This is a genomic window from Thalassospira povalilytica (assembly GCF_002844235.1).
GTDB classification, from domain to species: Bacteria; Pseudomonadota; Alphaproteobacteria; order Rhodospirillales; family Thalassospiraceae; genus Thalassospira; species Thalassospira povalilytica.
This window is the reverse complement of record NZ_PGTS01000006.1, coordinates 180,635-198,005: the sequence shown is the minus strand read 5'-3', so window position 1 is coordinate 198,005 and position 17,371 is coordinate 180,635. Positions and strand designations below refer to the sequence as shown.

The following is a 17,371-nucleotide window of genomic DNA, read 5'->3' as shown; positions in this document are numbered from 1 at the left end:
GCAATGCATGATAGGCAATCCTTCAAGAAAGGCAGCAAACATGTCATACATGGTTGCTGCCTTTTGACTTGAAATCATGAATTTCCGTGCCACCTTGTTGGCGAGGTTCGCACGCGATGAGTAAAAAAACGTATCTGTTCTTGACAGTGGAGGCGGGCACGCTATCAAGGGTGGCTCGATTTTGAGGGGCCGACATACGGCGCAGCCTTCGCATAAGCTTACAAAGGTATATTTGAGATAATGACACGCGCACTCGTTTTCCCCGGTCAGGGGTCGCAAGCGGTAGGTATGGGCAAGGAACTGGCAGATGCATTTCCGGTTGCCCGCGAAGTTTTCCAGGAAGTTGATGACGCGCTTTCACAGAAGCTCAGCGCATTGATGTTCGAAGGGCCGGAAAACGAACTGACCCTGACGGAGAACGCGCAGCCGGCCCTGATGGCTGTCAGCCTTGCCGTTACCCGTGTTCTTGAAAAGGAAGGCGGTTTTACGCTGACCGACAAGTGCGATCTGGTTGCCGGTCATTCGCTTGGTGAATATTCCGCCCTTGCTGCTGCTGGCACCTTTGCCATTGCGGATGCGGCCCGTCTTCTGAAAATCCGTGGCCAGGCCATGCAGGCTGCCGTGCCGGTCGGTGTTGGTGCGATGGCGGCCCTTCTGGGCCTTGATTATGCTGATGCTGTTGCCGTTGCCGAAGAAGCCGCACAGGGTGATGTCTGCACGGCGGCAAACGACAATGCAAATGGTCAGGTCGTTGTGTCGGGCCACAAGGCCGCGGTTGAACGCGCTATTGAAATCGCCAAGGAAAAGGGTGCAAAACGCGCCGTCCTGCTGCCGGTTTCCGCACCGTTCCATTGCCCGCTGATGCAGCCGGCCGCGGATCGTATGGCCGAGGCGCTTGGAACTGTGGCGATGAATGCACCGGCAAAACCGGTTGTTGCAAACGTCACAGCAGAAAAAACTGACAATCCGGAAACCATTCGTAAACTCCTTGTGGAGCAGGTTTGCGGCACAGTGCGTTGGCGTGAGTCGGTTCTTTACATGAAAGAACAGGGCATTACCGAGCTGGTCGAGATCGGCGCAGGCAAGGTTCTGACTGGCATGGTCCGTCGTATTGATCGTGATCTGAGCGGCACTGCCGTCAATGGTCCGGCAGATATCGAAGCATTCCTCGGCGCGCTTTGATCGCGTTCCGGGAAAAGACGAACCCAAAAGGGAAAGAAAGTTAATGTTTGATCTTGCAGGCAAAACAGCACTGGTAACCGGTGCGACCGGCGGTATCGGTGGTGAAATCGCCAAGGTTCTGGCAGCTGCCGGTGCAAAAGTTGCCTTGTCGGGCACCCGTCAGGAACGCCTCGAAGCAGTCGCATCTGAGATCGGCGACAATGCTGTTGTGGTTCCGGCGAACCTTTCGGATTCCGCATCTGTTGATGGTCTGATCAAGAATGCCGAAGAGGCCCTTGGTGGTCAGCTTGATATTCTGGTCAACAATGCGGGCATCACGCGCGACCAGCTTGCCATGCGTCTGAAAGACGAAGACTGGCAGGCGGTTCTGGATGTCAACCTGACGTCTGCTTTCAAGCTTGCGCGCAATTCGCTGCGCGGCATGATGAAACGCCGTCACGGCCGTATCATCAACATCACCTCGATTGTTGGTGTTACCGGTAACCCGGGGCAGACCAACTATGCCGCTGCCAAGGCCGGCATGATCGGCTGGTCCAAGTCGCTGGCACAGGAAGTTGCCGCGCGCGGGATCACGGTAAACTGTGTTGCGCCTGGTTTCATTACCACGGCAATGACCGAAGAACTCGGAGACGCCCAGAAAGAGAAGCTTTTGGGTGGTATTCCGGCAGGTCGCATGGGCGACAGCAAAGAGATCGCAGCAGCGGTTCTGTATCTCGCAAGTGACGAAGCAGCTTATGTCACGGGACAGACCTTGCATGTGAACGGCGGAATGGCGATGATTTAACCCGTTGCGGGTTGCCTTCTTTTCTGTTTAAAAGGGGCCGCTATACCAAATATTGAAATCGGCAATTGTATGTTGTCGGTTTCCGGTTCCCGGGAGGTCCTTCAATAGGGGGAGTAAACGGGCACCACGTGAACACTAACTGACAGAAAACCTATTGAAGGATTTGAGCTATGAGTGATGTCGCAGATCGCGTGAAGAAGATCGTTGTCGAGCACCTCGGTGTTGAAGAAGACAAGGTCACTGAAAACGCAAGCTTCATCGACGATCTTGGCGCAGATAGCCTGGACACCGTCGAGCTGGTTATGGCGTTTGAAGAAGAATTCGGTTGCGAGATTCCGGACGACGCGGCTGAAAAGATTCTGACCGTCAAAGACGCGATCGACTTCATCGAAAAGGCGAACGGCTAATCTTGCCGTGAGACATGGGCGCCGGAGGGCATCCTCAGGCGCCCTTTTCGTCTTTGCTGGATTCATAAAATAAAGGCGTAATGCGGGATGAGACGCGTAGTTGTTACCGGACTTGGTGCTGTAACGCCGCTTGCTAGCGGTGCTCAGATCACTTGGCAGAAACTGCTGAACAGCCAATCCGGCATCAAGGGCATCGATACTTTCGATGTGTCCGATATCCCTGCCAAAATCGCAGGCCTCGTGCCGCGCGGTGAGGGTGAAGGACTGTTCAACGCGGAAGATCATGTCTCGATCAAAGACATGAAGAAAATGGACGATTTCATCGTCTATGGTATTGCCGCAGCAGATCAGGCACTCGCTGACTCGGGCTGGAAACCGGAAACCGACGAAGATCAGGAAGCCACCGGCGTTCTGATTGGGTCAGGTATCGGTGGTCTGCCGAAAATTGCGGATGCTTCGGATCTTGTGAATAACGGCAAGACCCGCCGTGTCAGTCCGTTCTTCATTCCGTCCTGCCTGATCAACCTGGTTTCTGGTCAGGTTTCGATCAAACACGGTCTTAAAGGCCCGAACCATGCTGTCGTGACCGCATGTTCGACCGGTGCGCACGCCATTGGCGATGCATCGCGCATGATCATGCTTGGTGATGCCGACGTCATGGTGGCCGGTGGTGCAGAAGCTGCTGTTTGCCGTCTTGGTATGGCTGGCTTTGCTGCTGCCCGTGCACTTTCGACCGGTTACAACGACACCCCGACCGAAGCATCCCGTCCGTGGGATGAAGGCCGTGACGGTTTTGTTATGGGCGAAGGTGCAGGCTGTGTCGTTCTTGAAGAATACGAACATGCCAAAGCACGTGGTGCGAAGATTTATGCAGAAGTTGGCGGCTATGGCATGTCCGGCGATGCATATCACATCACCGCACCGGCAGAAGACGGCAATGGTGGTTTCCGCTCCATGCGTAATGCGCTTCGCAACGCTGGTGTGAACCCGGAAGACGTCGACTATGTCAACGCACATGGTACGTCGACTCCGCTGGGCGATGAAATCGAACTGGGTGCGGTCAAGCGCCTGTTTGGTGATCACGCAACCAAGCTGTCCATGTCTTCGACCAAATCGGCAACCGGCCACCTTCTGGGGGCTGCGGGTGCGATTGAAGCAGTGTTCTCGATCCTTGCGATCCATGAAGGCGTCGTTCCGCCGACCCTGAACCTGCGTAATCCGTCCGAAGCCTGCAAGGGGATCGATCTGGTTCCGCTTGAAGCCAAACAGCGCAAGGTCAATGTTGCCCTGTCGAACTCGTTCGGCTTTGGTGGCACCAATGCCTCGCTGGTTTTCAAGGCGTTTAAATAGCCGAGCCTCGGGAGTTTTCCCTTGAAGCGTTTTCTGCTTTTACTTGGCTTGCTTATCATCACCGCCGCGCTCACCATTGGTGGGGCGGCGGTGTATGTTTATGTGCAATACACATCGCCAAGCAAACTGGCACAAGGCCGCGACATCATTATCCCGCAGGGGACCGGTGTGCGCGGTATCGCCGAAATTTTCCGTCGCGAACATATTGTTGATGAACCGCTGATCTTTCTGGCGGGGGTACGCGTCAGCGGTTTGGACCGGTCATTACGTGCTGGCGAATATCATTTCCCCGAACGGGTCAGTCCGCGTCAGGCGGCCGAAATCCTTGCTTCGGGTGAAACCGTCAAACGGTTTGTAACCATTCCCGAAGGCCTTCGGTCCGGCGAGATTGTTGAACGTATCAATCTGGTGGATGGCCTGACCGGCGAAATCACCGACATTCCCAGCGACGGTACCCTTCTGCCCGAGACCTATCAGTTCTCGTACGGGGATTCCAAACAAAGCATCCTTGATCGCATGCGCGCAGCTCATGACGAAATGGTCGAACAGCTGTGGCCGGGGCGTGACCCCGACTTGCCCTTTGATACGGTCGAAGAGGCACTGGTTCTTGCATCCATTGTTGAACGGGAAACCGGGGTAGCCGCCGAACGCGCCCGGGTTGCGGGGGTGTTTGTCAATCGGTTGCGCATTAATATGCGGTTGCAGTCCGATCCGACGGTTGCCTATGCCATCAGCCCCGAGAAACGTCTGGAACGTGCCCTGACGCGTCAGGATCTTCGGTTTGAAAGCCCCTATAACACCTATGTTACCGGGGGACTGCCGCCATCACCGATCACCAATCCCGGACGCGAAGCGTTTTATGCGGTTCTGCATCCGGCAGAGACAAAAGAACTTTACTTTGTTGCCGATGGCACCGGGGGCCATGCGTTTGCCCATACCCTTAAGGAACATAATCGCAATGTCGCGAAATGGCGGCGTATCCGCGATGCCCAATAGGGGCAGGTGCCTGCGCTAGAGGTCAAACGTAACGGATAAGTGAAAAGGCTGCCAAATCATTGGCAGCCTTTTGTGTTTCGGTGCGGCAGATGTTATTCGCCGGTAGCGTTCTGATCTGGTGCGGATGCCTTTCGCGGCACACGGTTGGCCACCAGGTCCATCAGCCATTGCGGCGTCATTTTCAGAAGGCCGATAATGATGTTCATCTGCCAGGGGAAGGCAATCATCCCGCGGTTTCGTTCAAGCCCGCGTGCGATCTTTCGTGCGGCTTTGTCGGCCTGCATGAAGAACGGCATCGGAAAGTCATTGGCATCGGTGATGCGGCTTTTGACAAAGCCCGGACAAATGACATTTACCTTGATGCCGGTTGGCGCAAGTGCCCCGCGTAACCCTTCGCCATAGACACGGATTGCGGCTTTGCTGGCGCAATAGGCCGGGGCTGATGGCAACCCGCGCCAGGACGCCTGGGATGCGACCAGTGCGATCTGACCGCGTCCGCGAACGCGCATGACGTCAATCGCCGGATCAATGGTGTTGAGAACCCCGGCAACATTGGTGGCAAAGATGTCTCTGACTTGTTCGGGGCTTTCGCCAAGACCGCCGGTCCCTGCAGAAATTCCGGCATTGGCGATGACAAGGCTGAGCGGGGCCAGTTCATCACAATGCGTGACATAGGCGGTCATGGTTTCGCGATTGGTGACATCAAGAACATCGGCATAAACATTGGCCCCGGCTGCGCGACATTCGTTTTCAACAAGCCGCAAGCGCGTTTCATCCCGACCGCTGATAAACAGGGTTACGCCGGTGCGGGCAAATTGTCTGGCAAGTGCGGCACCAATGCCGGAACTGGCACCGGTAATCAGAATGGCGTGATACTGAAAGGACATGGTTGCTCGTATGCGGTTCTGAAATACAGTTTGTCGAATTTTGCGGACCATGATGCAGCAATAGGGCAGCATTATGAAATACGGGCATTTTGATCCCATATTGCAGTTATCAACGTGCCTTGAAACCTTGGCCCTTGGCGCGGTAAAGGGCAAACGTTATAAACGCGCAAACATGAAATCATACTGGATGGGAATATGACCGTATCAAGCATGACCGGCTTTGCCCGCACCGACGGTGCAGCGGAAGGTTTCGGCTGGACCTGGGAACTGCGCAGCGTCAATGGCAAGGGCCTTGATGTGCGTGTCCGTTTGAATGGTGGGTTTGAACGGCTTGAAGCCAAGGTGCGCGATGCGGTGTCCAAACGTTTCAAGCGCGGCAATATTGGTGTAACCCTTAATGTCGTTCGGGCATCGGACAGCGGATCCTATGCTGTAAACCGTGAACTTCTTGCCGAATTGATTGCCATCGCCGAAGAATTCGACAATACCAGCAGCCTGTCGGCCGGAACCATCGCCGATCTGATGAATGTGCGAGGTGTTCTTGAGGCAATCGAACCACAGGAAGACGAGGCAACCCGCGATGCGCGCGACGATGCTGTGCTTTCAAGCCTTGCCGATGCAATTGATCAGATGGCAGCCCATCGTGCGGAAGAAGGCGAAAAGCTTGATGCCATGCTGCGCGGACATGTCGATAATATCGAAGCCACGGTGACGCGGGCGGAAAACTGTGCTGCTGCACGGGGGGACGCCATTCGTGAACGTCTCAAGCGCCAGGTTGAAGAATTGCTCGATGCCGGCAAGTTCGAGCCCGAACGTCTGCACCAGGAAGCAGCCCTGCTTGCGACCAAGGCCGATATCCGCGAAGAGATCGATCGTCTGAAAGCACATATTTCGGCAGCACGTGACATGCTGACCAAAGGCGGTTCTATTGGCCGCAAGCTTGACTTCCTGTGTCAGGAATTCAACCGCGAAGCCAATACGCTTTGCTCAAAAGCCAATGATATCGAACTGACCAATTGCGGCATGGAGCTGAAAGTGATCATTGATCAGCTCCGCGAGCAGGTCCAGAACGTCGAATAAGCGGGCAGGGAAGGAATTCAAAATGACCGATCCACATAACCGTCGTGGTGTGATGCTGGTTTTCTGTGCCCCATCCGGTGCAGGCAAGACAACCATTACCCGTCAGCTGCTTGAAAAAGATGACCGGATCTCGCTTTCGGTATCTGCAACCACACGCGACGCCCGTCCGGGCGAAGAGGAAGGAAAGCATTATTTCTTCAAGTCGGTTGATGCCTTCAAACATATGATTGCTGATGATGAATTGCTGGAATGGGCGGAAGTGTTCGGCAATTATTACGGTACTCCGAAGGCCCCGGTCGAAAAGGCTCTTTCTGACGGGCATGACGTACTGTTTGATATCGACTGGCAAGGTGCGCGCCAGCTGCGTGACAAGGGCGGTGCAGACGTGGTTTCGGTCTTTATCCTTCCGCCGTCTTCGGCCGAGCTTGAACGCCGTTTGCGTGATCGCGGACAGGATGCCGACGACGTCATCATGAAGCGCATGGCCAAGGCGGGCGCAGAAATCAGTCATTGGGAAGAATTCGACTATGTCCTGATCAATGATGATCTGGAACGTTGTCTTGCCGATGTGCAGCATATTATCGGTGCCGAGCGGATCAAACGCGGCCGTCAAACCGGCTTGCCAAGCTTCGTCAAAAAGCTTTTGACCGATTGATCGACTGATATCGCAAATGAAAAATGGCCGCTTTACGAAGCGGCCATTTCATCATGGACCTGTGTCAGGCGGACAAAGTCCGCGACGCTGAGTTCTTCGGCCCGAGCAGTTTCGGTGATGCCGGCCTTGTCGAGCAATTCACCAACATTGATGTTCAGAGTTTTCAGGCTGGCGCGCAGCATCTTACGGCGCTGGCCAAATGCCGCCTGGGTGATTTTGGCAAGACTTGCAAGGTTGATATCTGCCCCCCGGTCGGCTTTGGGGCGCAGTTGCACGACGGCGGACGTAACCTTGGGCGGTGGTGTGAATGCACTGCGATGAACATCAAACAGGATGTCACAGTCACACAGATACTGGCACAGGACCGACAACCGGCCATAGGCCTTGCTTTTGGGGCCCGCGACAACGCGTTCGGCGACTTCCTTCTGGAACATCAGGGTCAGACTGGCGAACTGGTCGATCTGCATCAGCCAGCCTAGCAAAAGCTGTGTGCCAACATTGTAGGGCAGGTTGGCGACAATCTTGCGCGGGGCCGGGCCAAGCTTGGTGACGTCAACGTCCAGTGCATCACCATCAATGACGTGCAGGGCGCCGGGATAGTGGTTGCTGATTTGCTCCAGAACCGGTTGGCAACGCGGATCGCGTTCAATTACGGTCAGATTTTTTGCGCCATGGAACAGCAACGCACGTGTCAGGCCACCTGGTCCCGGACCGATTTCAATGACGGTTGCGTCTTCAAGCGGGGCCGCTGCACGGGCAATACGCCCGGTCAGGTTCAAGTCAAACAGGAAGTTCTGCCCGAATTTCTTTTGTGCCGACAAGCCATGGGTTGCAATGACTTCACGAAGCGGCGGCAGGCCGTCATTGGCCAGTTTTCCAGTAGTATCGTTATCTTCTGACACGTGGGTCAGGCTCCTGTCAGGCGTTTATGTGCCATGTCCGCAGCCATTTTAAGGGCTGCTATCAGGCTATCGGGGCGGGCGATGCCTTTCCCGGCGATGTTCAACGCCGTGCCGTGGTCTGGCGATGTTCTGATAAATGGCAATCCCAGCGTGACATTTACACCACCATGAAAATCAAGTGTCTTGACCGGGATCAGGGCCTGGTCATGGTAGGGGCACAATGCAACGTCATAACTCTCGCGGGCTTCATCATGGAACATGGTATCTGCGGGCAGGGGGCCAATAACGTCCAAACCCTTCTTGCGCAATGCGTTGATGGCCGGCTCGATAATTGTTTTTTCTTCGCTGCCCATTGACCCGTTTTCACCGGCATGCGGGTTAAGCCCGGCAATTGCCAGACGCGGCAGTGTAATGCCGAAATCCCGTTGCAAGGCCGTTGCTGTAATCTTGCATTGTTCAATGATGCTGTCCGACGTCAGCTGTTTGGGCACCTCGCTCAGCGCGATATGGATGGTCAGTGGAACAACGCGAAGCTTTGAATTGGCCAGCATCATCACCGGAACAGTTCCCGGTCCTGCCAGTTCGGCAAGGAATTCCGTATGACCGGGATGTTTGAACCCGGCTTCATAGAGCGCACTTTTCTGAATAGGATTGGTTACAACGCCACAGGCCGAACCATCTTCACACAGCTTTACCGCGCGGGTGATGCTCTCGATCACCACAGTTGCTGTATTTGCCGATGCAGTGCCCGATATCGGTATGGCATCGCATTCATCAAGTGCCAGAACGGGCAGGGCATTGTCAAAAACGGCGATTGCTTCCGAAATGTCCGAAACAACTTTGATCGGAACATTTTCGCCCAGCTGCTTTACCGCATGATCAAGGATTGTGATCGGTGACAGGACACAGAATGGCGACAGGTTTTCATCCTTGCGACGCAGCCATGCCTTGAGGCAAAGCTCTGGCCCGATGCCACCAGGCTCACCGATGGTTAGTGCGATCGGTGCGATTTTGCTCATTCTGTTCCTGCCTTTGCACGATCACATACGGATGTCGATAAAGGCCTGTCGACGCAATTCACGCAGCTTGCGACGTGCCAGGATATCAAGACGTTCCATCATGAGACGGTTTTCGATGTCCTTGCGATCGGGCAGATTGCTTTCTTCGGTTTTGTTGCAAATCATCACCAGCAGGGCACCGCCATCGACCTGAACAATATTGGATGGCTGACCCGGTTGAAGATTGGTGATCGCCTGGGCGACCGGTCCGGACAGTTCGTTGGGGGAAATGCCCTTCATTTCGCCGCTCATCTCGGAGCCAAGGTCAACCGCGACATTTGCCAATGCCTGACAACTGTTTGCGGTTTCCTGCGTGTTGCGCAGAACCGCGACTTTGGCGTCAATCTGCTCTTTTGGCATGGACTGAGACAAGGGAACAAACAGCTGGTAAAGGTCAAGCCTTACATCGGTAATTGCCCCTGCGTCGCCGACACGCCGGTCGAGAAGCTTGATGATATAATATCCGCGAATGGTCTGGATCGGGGCACTGACATTGCCCGGTTCAAGCTGATTTACAGCCTGCTGCAGATCACCTGCGAGTTCGCCGGCATATAGCCAGCCAAGATCACCACCATTTGCCGCACTTGCACTTGCAGAAAACTGACGCGCCAGGGCACTGAAGTCAGCTCCTTGCTGCAACGCTCCCAGAACTTCCTGTGCGGTTTGATAAACGCGTGTACTGTCTTGCGGATTGTCTACCGGAAGAAAGATTTCCTGAACGCGATTTCGCGGCTTTCCCTGGTTGTTGATGATGCGCTGAAGGTTTTCGTCAATTTCTGCTTCGGAAATCTCAACCTGACTGCGCATGGAACCCAACAGCCGTTGCCAGGCAACCTGCGGACGGATCTGGTTTTCAATTGTGCCCGGTGCGATACCGCGCTGCTCGAGAAATGCATCAAGCGTCCCGTCGGGCAGGCCTGCATTTTGCTCGATCAGCGTTTTGCCACGGGTGATATCAGCCTCGGTCACTTCGATGCCGCGGCGCTCTGCCTCCTGTAACTGCAAGGTTTCGTTGATCAACTGCTGCAGAATTTGCGGCGCGATCTCGTTGCTTTTTTCCGGGGTCATCCGGATGTTGGATGAAACCGCAACAAGCTTGATACGTTCAACCAGATCAATGATTGAAATCGGATCATCATTCACGACCGCAGCGACGCCGACCGGCGATTGCGCCTTTGACGGGGCCGCCATTGCCAACAGGGCAATCGCGCCAACGACAGCGCAGATATTTGATATTTTGAAAATCGAAACTTTTGAAATCATGTTTTCTTACAATCCGGCTGCGGAGGCAACTTCACCCAGCGTTTTGAAGACCAGGCGGAACAGGAATTCGTCTGATTCACCAAGATCCTGGTCCTGATAGAAGGTGCGACGTATCCGTCCATCAAAGATAAAGCATTCATCTTCATACACAAAGCCGACACCATATTCCAACGGGTCCGACTGATCTATGTCGTAGCGGCCATATGCCATCCCCGACCAGTAGTCAGAAAACTGCCGCTCGGCCTTGAAATATAACTCTTCGCGCTCGTTGAACTCTTCGCTGCCAGCGTCGTCAGAGAAGTGTACATACGTGGTGTTCACGCGCAGCGTATCAATGGAACCAGCAGTTAAGGCAACCTGATTTCGACGGGCGGAAAAATCGTCCTTATCCAAACGGTAGCGATAGGTCAGGTCAAGATATCGGTTTGGCGCAACAGTCAGGCGTCCAACATAGTCAGACATATGTTCGTCAAGTCCCGATCCTTCTGCGAATGTATCATTTTCGGCTGCACGGTAACTTTGCCCGAACATTGCACTTGTGTAGCCACCGGTCGGCCCGTAGAGCCCCCATTCGAGACCATAACTGGCGCGAAAGCCGTCTTCGGCCCGGTCAATGCCACCAAACCGGTCATGGGCAAACAGATTGATGTCATCAAGTTCGAAGGACTGGGAATCTTCGTTGGGAATCTCTTCCGGGTTGCCGCCATTCGGCGACCAGGCCGCCATCGCAACTGGCGTGATGACCTGATGATATAAGCCTTGATCGCTGACAAACGGCATGCGCCAGTCAATCGCTGCCAATGGAAGCACGCGTCCTGTGTATCCGCTATAGTCGTCTTTGTAGTCACGTTCAACGTCAGAGACCATATAGCTGTCACCACGTACAGACAGGCTGAGCTTTGTCACATCTCCCAATGTGCCAACATGCGGAAGTTCCCAACCGACCTTTGCTGATGCGCGATGCGAGTCCGTCCCGTCCTCACGCGTCAAGGAAAGACCGTCAACATCAAGGGTCGTTATGCTTCCATATTTGGCAGGGGCTGTTTGCCCGTGGAATTGCATATGCGGCAGGACGATCGGTGTTGTGTCCCTGTCATCTCCAGATTTAAGGCCCTGGAAATAATATCCGTCAACACGGGTGTAGCTCGCGCCCCGGAAACCCTCCGTAAACAGGTTTGAGGTAAGCACCGAAGGCGAGGCAAACCCATAGCGTGACAGATATGTTTTCTCACTGGCCTGCTCGGCGTCAAAGCCCCAGCGCCAGGTCTGGTCGATGTCAAAACGGCCTTCTGCGTCAATGTGACCTTGCCAGTCATCATTGCTGTCCTGGGTAACGCTTCCAATTGCTTCAAGTTCGCCCGCATCAAAGCGTTGGCGATACTCGGTTGCCAGCAGTGCCCCTTCATCCAGTGTGTAGGTCGGTGTGAAGGTCATATCCTTGCTTTTGTCAATCGCCCAGTAATAGGGCTGACTGAAATAGGATCCGACATAGCTTGTGCTGCCAAAGGATGGCGCCAGAAGTCCCGATTGCCGTTTTACAGTAGGGTCCGGATGTTGCATGTAGGGGGTGTAAAACACTGGAACGCCAGCGAATTCAAGTCTGGCATCTTCGTATTCAACGGTCTTGTTTTCGGCATCGTGAAGCACACGGGCCGCACGGATACGCCATAATGGCGTTCCTGCCGTGCCGTCATCATCCTCGCAAACCTTGCACGGGGAATAGACCGCTTTGGCGATTTCCGTAAAATTACCGGCACTGCGTCGCGCACCTGTGCCTGCCAGGCGGGTATTTTCATCAAGAAGAACATAGATATCTTTGACAATGCCGTTCTTGAAATCGCCACTGAGCTCCACATAGCTGGCAAAGGTTACTTCACCGGTCGGCTCTGTAATGCTGACATTGCCAGATGCCGTCAGAACGTCCTGACTGCGATCATAACTGACCGTATCGGCAAGAAGGATGCGGCCTTCGCGTGAAATTTCGACATTACCGCGCGCAGTAACAGTTTGCAGCTCGCGGTTATAATCAACTTCATCGGCGCTAAACAGGATAGCAGGTGCGTCCTGATCCGATTGTTGTGCATTCACATCCTGGGCTTGTGCCGACGGAATACCGAACTGGCCCCCAAAAAGCACAATGCCACATCCCAGTATGGTACCGGTTGCCAGTCTTTTTATCATTCCCCCCGCAATGGCCATCTGACTAGCCATCCTCAAGATGTAGCAATGTTGAAACCCCGAGTAACAAAGAAATACCGGCGGGTGCCCAGGCTGACAAAATTGGTGGAATTCCGCCAGAAACGCCCAAAGCCGAAATGACGTCGGTACAGAAATACAAGATGAATCCGGTTGTCACCCCACCACCGATAACAAGGGATGCCCGTCTGCGTCGAGAAAATTTAAGACAGAACGCCGCCGCAATGAGAACCATCGCACACAGTAAAAGCGGGCGCGATAGCAGGCTATGGAAGTGAATGCGGTGGCGTGTGGCGTTGAAACCCGCACGTTCAAGCAAATTGATGAATGGCTTGAGATCCCAGAACGACATGGTTTCAGGTGAGGCAAAGCTGTCCTGGATTTTGCGCGCCGTCAGGTTGGTCGGAAGCTTCATGCTTTCGGTAAACTGGCTGGCCTGACCGGGTGTAAAGGTCCAGGCATCATAAAAATGCCAGGTGCCCGGTTCAAGAACGGCACGCGCAGCGTCAATCCGGGTGGTGAAATCATCGGAGTTCTGAAAGCGAAAGATTGTTACATTGCGTAGGTCAATCTGGTCATCCTGCTGGCTGCGCACCGCGCGTGCATAAATGACCGCCTGCCCATCCTGTGTGCCCTGGCGCAACCAAAGCCCGCTTGAAGACAAATTCATCACGCTGACATTGTTCTGCAAATAGCGCGCTTCGAGCATTTCGTATCGCTGCAACAGGATTGAAGATAACGGATTGAGGGCCGCAACCTGAATAGAGCCAAGGATCAATGCGCAAAGAATGGGGGGCAGCAAAAATTGCCAGGCAGAAACCCCGGCTGCGCGCGTGACGACCAGTTCCTGATTCCCCGTCAGTTTCCAGAACGAGAACATCGATCCGAACAAAACCGCAAATGGCAGAACCTTTTCCGTCATAAAGGGAATTCTGCTGGTCGCCATTTGAACAACAATGCCGACAGTGGCGTCGGGTTTGCCGCCAGCCCGTCTGAGAAGTTCGATCGTATCACCAATCAGGATCAAACCGATCAAAAGTGCCAGAACGGCCAGAATAGAAAACAGCACATGCTTTCCGAAATACCATGTGAGGGTCGGTGACAGTCTCATGCTTCTGCCTCTTCAGCGATCGCGCGTTTGGCGCGGATCTGAGGCCCGCGGAATGTCCAGTACAAGCCCAAAATAATCGGCAGAAACGCGTTGGCATACATTAGCGGGATCAAGGCGGAATTCTTGGCAGCAAGGTTTTTCATCGCAATGCCAAGCGCCTGACAAAGAACCATCACACCAATCGCAATCAACAGACGACCGGTCTGGCCCCGCCGCGAGAAACTGCTTGATACCAGAACCGCAAGCGCAATGCTTGCAAATGCGATCGCGTTAAGGGGCGAAATCAACCTGTCATGCCCTTCGGCCCGGAAGGCCCCGATATCGTTCGAAGCAATGTCTGGTGGCGTTCCGGTAAGAAGGTTGAAAACACCACGTTCACGGGCCTCGCGATAACGCAATGTCGGGTCTTCTGCACTATGGGCGATATCAACCGCATAGCGGTCAAAATACAGGATCGACATCGTACCGTCTTCGGCGTTGACTTCCTGCCGGTTGCCATCAAGCAGCACAATGCGCGGCCCTTCATCGGTTCGCAACAGCGCGCCGTGCTTTGCCATCATTGTTGTCTGCTGGTCGGGGTCGCGGGAATCGTGGACCAGAATACCGAGCAACTCGTTGTCGCGACCAACTTCGCGCACATAAACGGTCAGCCCATCAAGATCGGTAAAGCTTCCCTCCTGCAACAACACCGACGAATAGTCATTTCGGATTGAGAATTGCAGTTCCTTGAACTGCTGATAGCTGTAGGGAAGGTAAAACAATGTCAGGAAATAACAAACACCCGTCGACAGCAGCGCAACAATCAGTGCCGGCTTTGCCAGCGCCCATTGGTTAAGGCCGGCCGATCGCATAATGATCAGTTCGCGATCCTGGATAAGTTTGTTGTAGGTAAAGACAATAACGAAAAACAACGAAATCGGAATGATGATCGTCAAAAAGCTCGGCAGCAGCAAAGATGTCAGCTGCAAAAACACCGAGATCGACAGACCCCGGTTCACAATCATTTCGACAAAACGCAGGCTTTGCGACAGCCAAATGACACAGAGAAGCCCCAGTGTCACAAACACCATCATAATCAGCTGCTGTTTAAGCATATATCGGGTTAAGCGATTCATCGGGCGGATTATAGAGAAGCAATCAAAAACCGAAACAGGAAATTATCGCCAAATTGGGACAAACCGTACGGAATTTCCGAATGTTGGCGTTTGCAGAAGTATCGAAGCTGTGGGGCAGGGCGTGTATTAGAAATGTTTGCGCCATCGTCGTCTTATGGCAACGATGGCGCAGCACAATCTCGGCAAAGAGTTTGTCAAAATAGTGGCTGGGTTTCGTGCAATTCTGCTCGGCGGCTATTTTCAATCTGGGTTGCCATAAATGCCGCTTCAGGAAGCAACTGTTCAAAGAAGAACCGGCATGTAGCGATCTTGCGTGCGCCAAAATCGGAAGAAATATCTGCTTTGGCCGCAGCTGTCATGGATCTGAGCATCAGCCAGCCCGATACGCAAAGTGCCGCCTGTCGCAAATAAGGGGTTGCCAGAACCTGCATCATCCGGTCATCGGTGCCGCACCGCTCAATGATTGTTGCGGTGCTGAGCTCAAGCGCCTTGATTGCATGTTCAAGGGCCGTTGCCGCATCCCGAACGTCATTGCCGCTTTCGGAGCCGGAATTGCGAGTTTCAGAAATGGTTTTCCGGATATCGGTTATCAGCGCAGCAAGTGCAGCCGCGTTGTCGCGCAAGACCTTGCGCCCGATGAAATCGAGTGCCTGAATGCCGTTCGTACCTTCATAGATCGGTGCGATGCGGGCATCACGAAGATGCTGGGCTGCACCGGTTTCCTCGATAAAACCCATGCCGCCGTGAACCTGAACGCCGAGCGACGCATTATCGACCCCAAGATCCGTCGACCATGCCTTGACCAGCGGGATCAGCAGATCTGCCCGTGCCTGCGCGGCAGCTTTGGCTGTCGGGTCGTCAAGGTGATGGGCCAGATCAAGCTGGGCAGCGGCATAAAGTGACAATGCACGTGCTGCTTCGGTCGAGGATCGCATGCGCATCAGCATGCGCTGGACATCGCCATGAACAATAATCGGTGCATCTTCGCCGGTTTTCGGATCGCGCCCCTGTTTGCGGGTAAGGGCATAATCAAGTGCCTGCTGATAGGCACGTTCCGAGATCGCGACACCTTGCTGTCCAACTGCCAGACGCGCGTTGTTCATCATCGTGAACATATAGGCAAGACCCTTGCCTTCTTCGCCAACAAGATAGCCGGTTGCACCACCATTATCGCCAAATGACAGAACCGCCGTCGGGCTGGCATGGATGCCAAGCTTGTGTTCAAGGGATACACAATGAACATCGTTGCGCGTGCCGATTTCACCGGTCTCGCTAACCAGAAACTTGGGAACAATGAAAAGCGAGATGCCCTTGATCCCGGCAGGGGCATCGGGTGTGCGCGCCAGAACAAGATGAACGATATTTTCCGTCATCTCGTGATCGCCATAGGTAATGAAAATCTTTTGTCCGCTGATGGCATAACTGCCGTCGTCTTTGGGAACGGCGATACTGCGCACTTTCGAAAGATCGGAACCCGCCTGCGGTTCGGTCAGGTTCATCGTCCCGGTCCATTCGCCGCTGATCATGCGTGACAGGTAAAGCGATCGCTGGGCATCCGATCCGTGCGCAATAAGTGCCTCGATCGCACCGGCCGTCAGCATCGGGCAAAGCGCAAATGCCATATTTGATGCCTGCCACATCTCCGCGACAGCCGCGCCGAGCAGGATCGGAAGCCCCATGCCACCTTCTGATTCCGGGGCAGATATGCCTTGCCATCCGCCTTCACAGAACTGGGTATAGGCATCCGTCCAGCCAGAAGCGGTTTGGACTTTGCCATTGGCAAGAAGCTTGGCACCTTCCTGATCGCCGGTGCGATTTAACGGCGCGAGTACTGATGCCGCAAATTTGGCAGCTTCTTCGAGAATGGCGTCAACAAGATCGGCACTTGTTTCGGAAAAGGCCGGTAACCCGGCAACGGTTTCAAGACCGATGACATCGTGGATGAGAAACCGGAAATCGGAAACCGGTGGCGTAAAATCGCTCATGAAAAAAGACGTCTCCCTGAAATGTGAGCCGCCCGCTCGGAACAGTCGATTTTTTTACCGACTTTGATTGTTTGGAACAGCATAACGGTGCATTGCACCAAGATCGAGTCTGTTTCAGCACGGCTATCTGTTTTCTGACTTCGACATTGGTTTAAGGGCGAAATGCGTTTGCCACTGGCAAATGGACAAAATGCGTCCGATATGAGAATTCACCCTATATTGATCGGGAGTGATCGCGATGTGAGCTGAATCCTCGGGTAATTCGGTCTCGAGGGGTCGCCAAGCGTATAAAGGCAGGCTAGACTTGCCCCAGTCGAGACGCATTCGCATTGCAATATTGGCAATATGGAATACCTATACTCGCCAGACATGCATGTGAATTGTATCCGGATGACAAGTT

Annotated in this window: 15 protein-coding genes; 7 read left to right on the top strand and 8 right to left on the bottom strand. The window is 54.0% G+C overall.

What is annotated here, in order from left to right; genetic code table 11:
* Positions 1-240 precede the first annotated feature (240 nt).
* The 5 genes from fabD (at position 241) to mltG (ending at position 4,719) form a co-directional block, all read left to right on the top strand.
* Positions 241-1,182, top strand: coding sequence for an ACP S-malonyltransferase (fabD, locus tag CU041_RS16305; protein ID WP_068518609.1), 942 nt, complete (start codon positions 241-243; stop codon positions 1,180-1,182).
* Between the two features lie 43 nt (positions 1,183-1,225).
* Positions 1,226-1,966 (top strand): 3-oxoacyl-[acyl-carrier-protein] reductase, encoded by a 741-nt coding sequence (fabG, locus tag CU041_RS16300; RefSeq protein WP_101247709.1) that lies wholly within the window; start codon positions 1,226-1,228, stop codon positions 1,964-1,966.
* Positions 1,967-2,136: 170 nt separating this feature from the next.
* Positions 2,137-2,373, top strand: coding sequence for an acyl carrier protein (locus CU041_RS16295; RefSeq protein ID WP_007090351.1), 237 nt, complete (start codon positions 2,137-2,139; stop codon positions 2,371-2,373).
* Between the two features lie 87 nt (positions 2,374-2,460).
* Positions 2,461-3,723: a beta-ketoacyl-ACP synthase II gene (fabF, locus tag CU041_RS16290; RefSeq protein ID WP_068518607.1), complete on the top strand. Its 1,263-nt coding sequence runs from the start codon at positions 2,461-2,463 to the stop codon at positions 3,721-3,723.
* Between the two features lie 21 nt (positions 3,724-3,744).
* Positions 3,745-4,719: an endolytic transglycosylase MltG gene (gene mltG, locus CU041_RS16285; protein WP_101247708.1), complete on the top strand. Its 975-nt coding sequence runs from the start codon at positions 3,745-3,747 to the stop codon at positions 4,717-4,719.
* A 92-nt stretch (positions 4,720-4,811) separates the two neighbouring features.
* Here the strand turns inward: mltG and CU041_RS16280 are convergent, their stop codons facing one another.
* The gene (locus tag CU041_RS16280) at positions 4,812-5,606 is read right to left on the bottom strand and encodes an SDR family NAD(P)-dependent oxidoreductase (protein WP_101247707.1); all 795 of its coding nucleotides are present in this window, start codon (positions 5,604-5,606) and stop codon (positions 4,812-4,814) included.
* A gap of 195 nt (positions 5,607-5,801) precedes the next feature.
* Between CU041_RS16280 and CU041_RS16275 the strand changes: the two genes are divergently transcribed.
* Both CU041_RS16275 and gmk read left to right on the top strand, forming a co-directional pair.
* Entirely contained in the window at positions 5,802-6,686 is an 885-nt protein-coding gene (locus CU041_RS16275) for a YicC/YloC family endoribonuclease (RefSeq protein WP_101247706.1), read from the top strand.
* Between the two features lie 22 nt (positions 6,687-6,708).
* The gene (gene gmk, locus CU041_RS16270) at positions 6,709-7,341 is read left to right on the top strand and encodes a guanylate kinase (RefSeq protein ID WP_068518603.1); all 633 of its coding nucleotides are present in this window, start codon (positions 6,709-6,711) and stop codon (positions 7,339-7,341) included.
* Positions 7,342-7,373: 32 nt separating this feature from the next.
* On the opposite strand, the gene rsmA is transcribed toward gmk, so the two are convergent.
* The 7 genes from rsmA to CU041_RS16235 form a co-directional block, all read right to left on the bottom strand.
* Positions 7,374-8,243, bottom strand: coding sequence for a 16S rRNA (adenine(1518)-N(6)/adenine(1519)-N(6))-dimethyltransferase RsmA (rsmA, locus tag CU041_RS16265; RefSeq protein WP_101247705.1), 870 nt, complete (start codon positions 8,241-8,243; stop codon positions 7,374-7,376).
* Between the two features lie 5 nt (positions 8,244-8,248).
* Positions 8,249-9,262, bottom strand: a complete 1,014-nt coding sequence (gene pdxA, locus CU041_RS16260) for a 4-hydroxythreonine-4-phosphate dehydrogenase PdxA (RefSeq protein ID WP_101247704.1) — start codon at positions 9,260-9,262, stop codon at positions 8,249-8,251.
* 21 nt (positions 9,263-9,283) lie between these two features.
* Positions 9,284-10,564 (bottom strand): peptidylprolyl isomerase, encoded by a 1,281-nt coding sequence (locus CU041_RS16255; RefSeq protein ID WP_101247703.1) that lies wholly within the window; start codon positions 10,562-10,564, stop codon positions 9,284-9,286.
* Positions 10,565-10,570: 6 nt separating this feature from the next.
* Positions 10,571-12,700 (bottom strand): LPS-assembly protein LptD, encoded by a 2,130-nt coding sequence (locus tag CU041_RS16250; protein WP_233433143.1) that lies wholly within the window; start codon positions 12,698-12,700, stop codon positions 10,571-10,573.
* 67 nt (positions 12,701-12,767) lie between these two features.
* Positions 12,768-13,871 (bottom strand): LPS export ABC transporter permease LptG, encoded by a 1,104-nt coding sequence (gene lptG / locus CU041_RS16245; RefSeq protein ID WP_101247701.1) that lies wholly within the window; start codon positions 13,869-13,871, stop codon positions 12,768-12,770.
* Entirely contained in the window at positions 13,868-14,965 is a 1,098-nt protein-coding gene (lptF, locus tag CU041_RS16240) for an LPS export ABC transporter permease LptF (RefSeq protein WP_101247700.1), read from the bottom strand. Before lptF ends, lptG begins: the two co-directional genes overlap by 4 nt.
* A 215-nt stretch (positions 14,966-15,180) precedes the next feature.
* Positions 15,181-16,971, bottom strand: coding sequence for an acyl-CoA dehydrogenase (locus tag CU041_RS16235; RefSeq protein WP_101247699.1), 1,791 nt, complete (start codon positions 16,969-16,971; stop codon positions 15,181-15,183).
* Positions 16,972-17,371: the final 400 nt, after the last annotated feature.

Bases quoted from the DNA above. Each gene is read 5' to 3' on its own strand.
- pdxA (WP_101247704.1), bottom strand. From the start codon at position 9,262: ATGAGCAAAATCGCACCGATCGCACTAACCATCGGTGAGCCTGGTGGC.
- CU041_RS16295 (WP_007090351.1), top strand. From the start codon at position 2,137: ATGAGTGATGTCGCAGATCGCGTGAAGAAGATCGTTGTCGAGCACCTC.
- CU041_RS16255 (WP_101247703.1), bottom strand. From the start codon at position 10,564: ATGATTTCAAAAGTTTCGATTTTCAAAATATCAAATATCTGCGCTGTC.
- lptF (WP_101247700.1), bottom strand. From the start codon at position 14,965: ATGCTTAAACAGCAGCTGATTATGATGGTGTTTGTGACACTGGGGCTT.
- gmk (WP_068518603.1), top strand. From the start codon at position 6,709: ATGACCGATCCACATAACCGTCGTGGTGTGATGCTGGTTTTCTGTGCC.
- fabF (WP_068518607.1), top strand. From the start codon at position 2,461: ATGAGACGCGTAGTTGTTACCGGACTTGGTGCTGTAACGCCGCTTGCT.
- CU041_RS16275 (WP_101247706.1), top strand. From the start codon at position 5,802: ATGACCGTATCAAGCATGACCGGCTTTGCCCGCACCGACGGTGCAGCG.
- CU041_RS16235 (WP_101247699.1), bottom strand. From the start codon at position 16,971: ATGAGCGATTTTACGCCACCGGTTTCCGATTTCCGGTTTCTCATCCAC.
- fabG (WP_101247709.1), top strand. From the start codon at position 1,226: ATGTTTGATCTTGCAGGCAAAACAGCACTGGTAACCGGTGCGACCGGC.
- lptG (WP_101247701.1), bottom strand. From the start codon at position 13,871: ATGAGACTGTCACCGACCCTCACATGGTATTTCGGAAAGCATGTGCTG.
- fabD (WP_068518609.1), top strand. From the start codon at position 241: ATGACACGCGCACTCGTTTTCCCCGGTCAGGGGTCGCAAGCGGTAGGT.
- CU041_RS16280 (WP_101247707.1), bottom strand. From the start codon at position 5,606: ATGTCCTTTCAGTATCACGCCATTCTGATTACCGGTGCCAGTTCCGGC.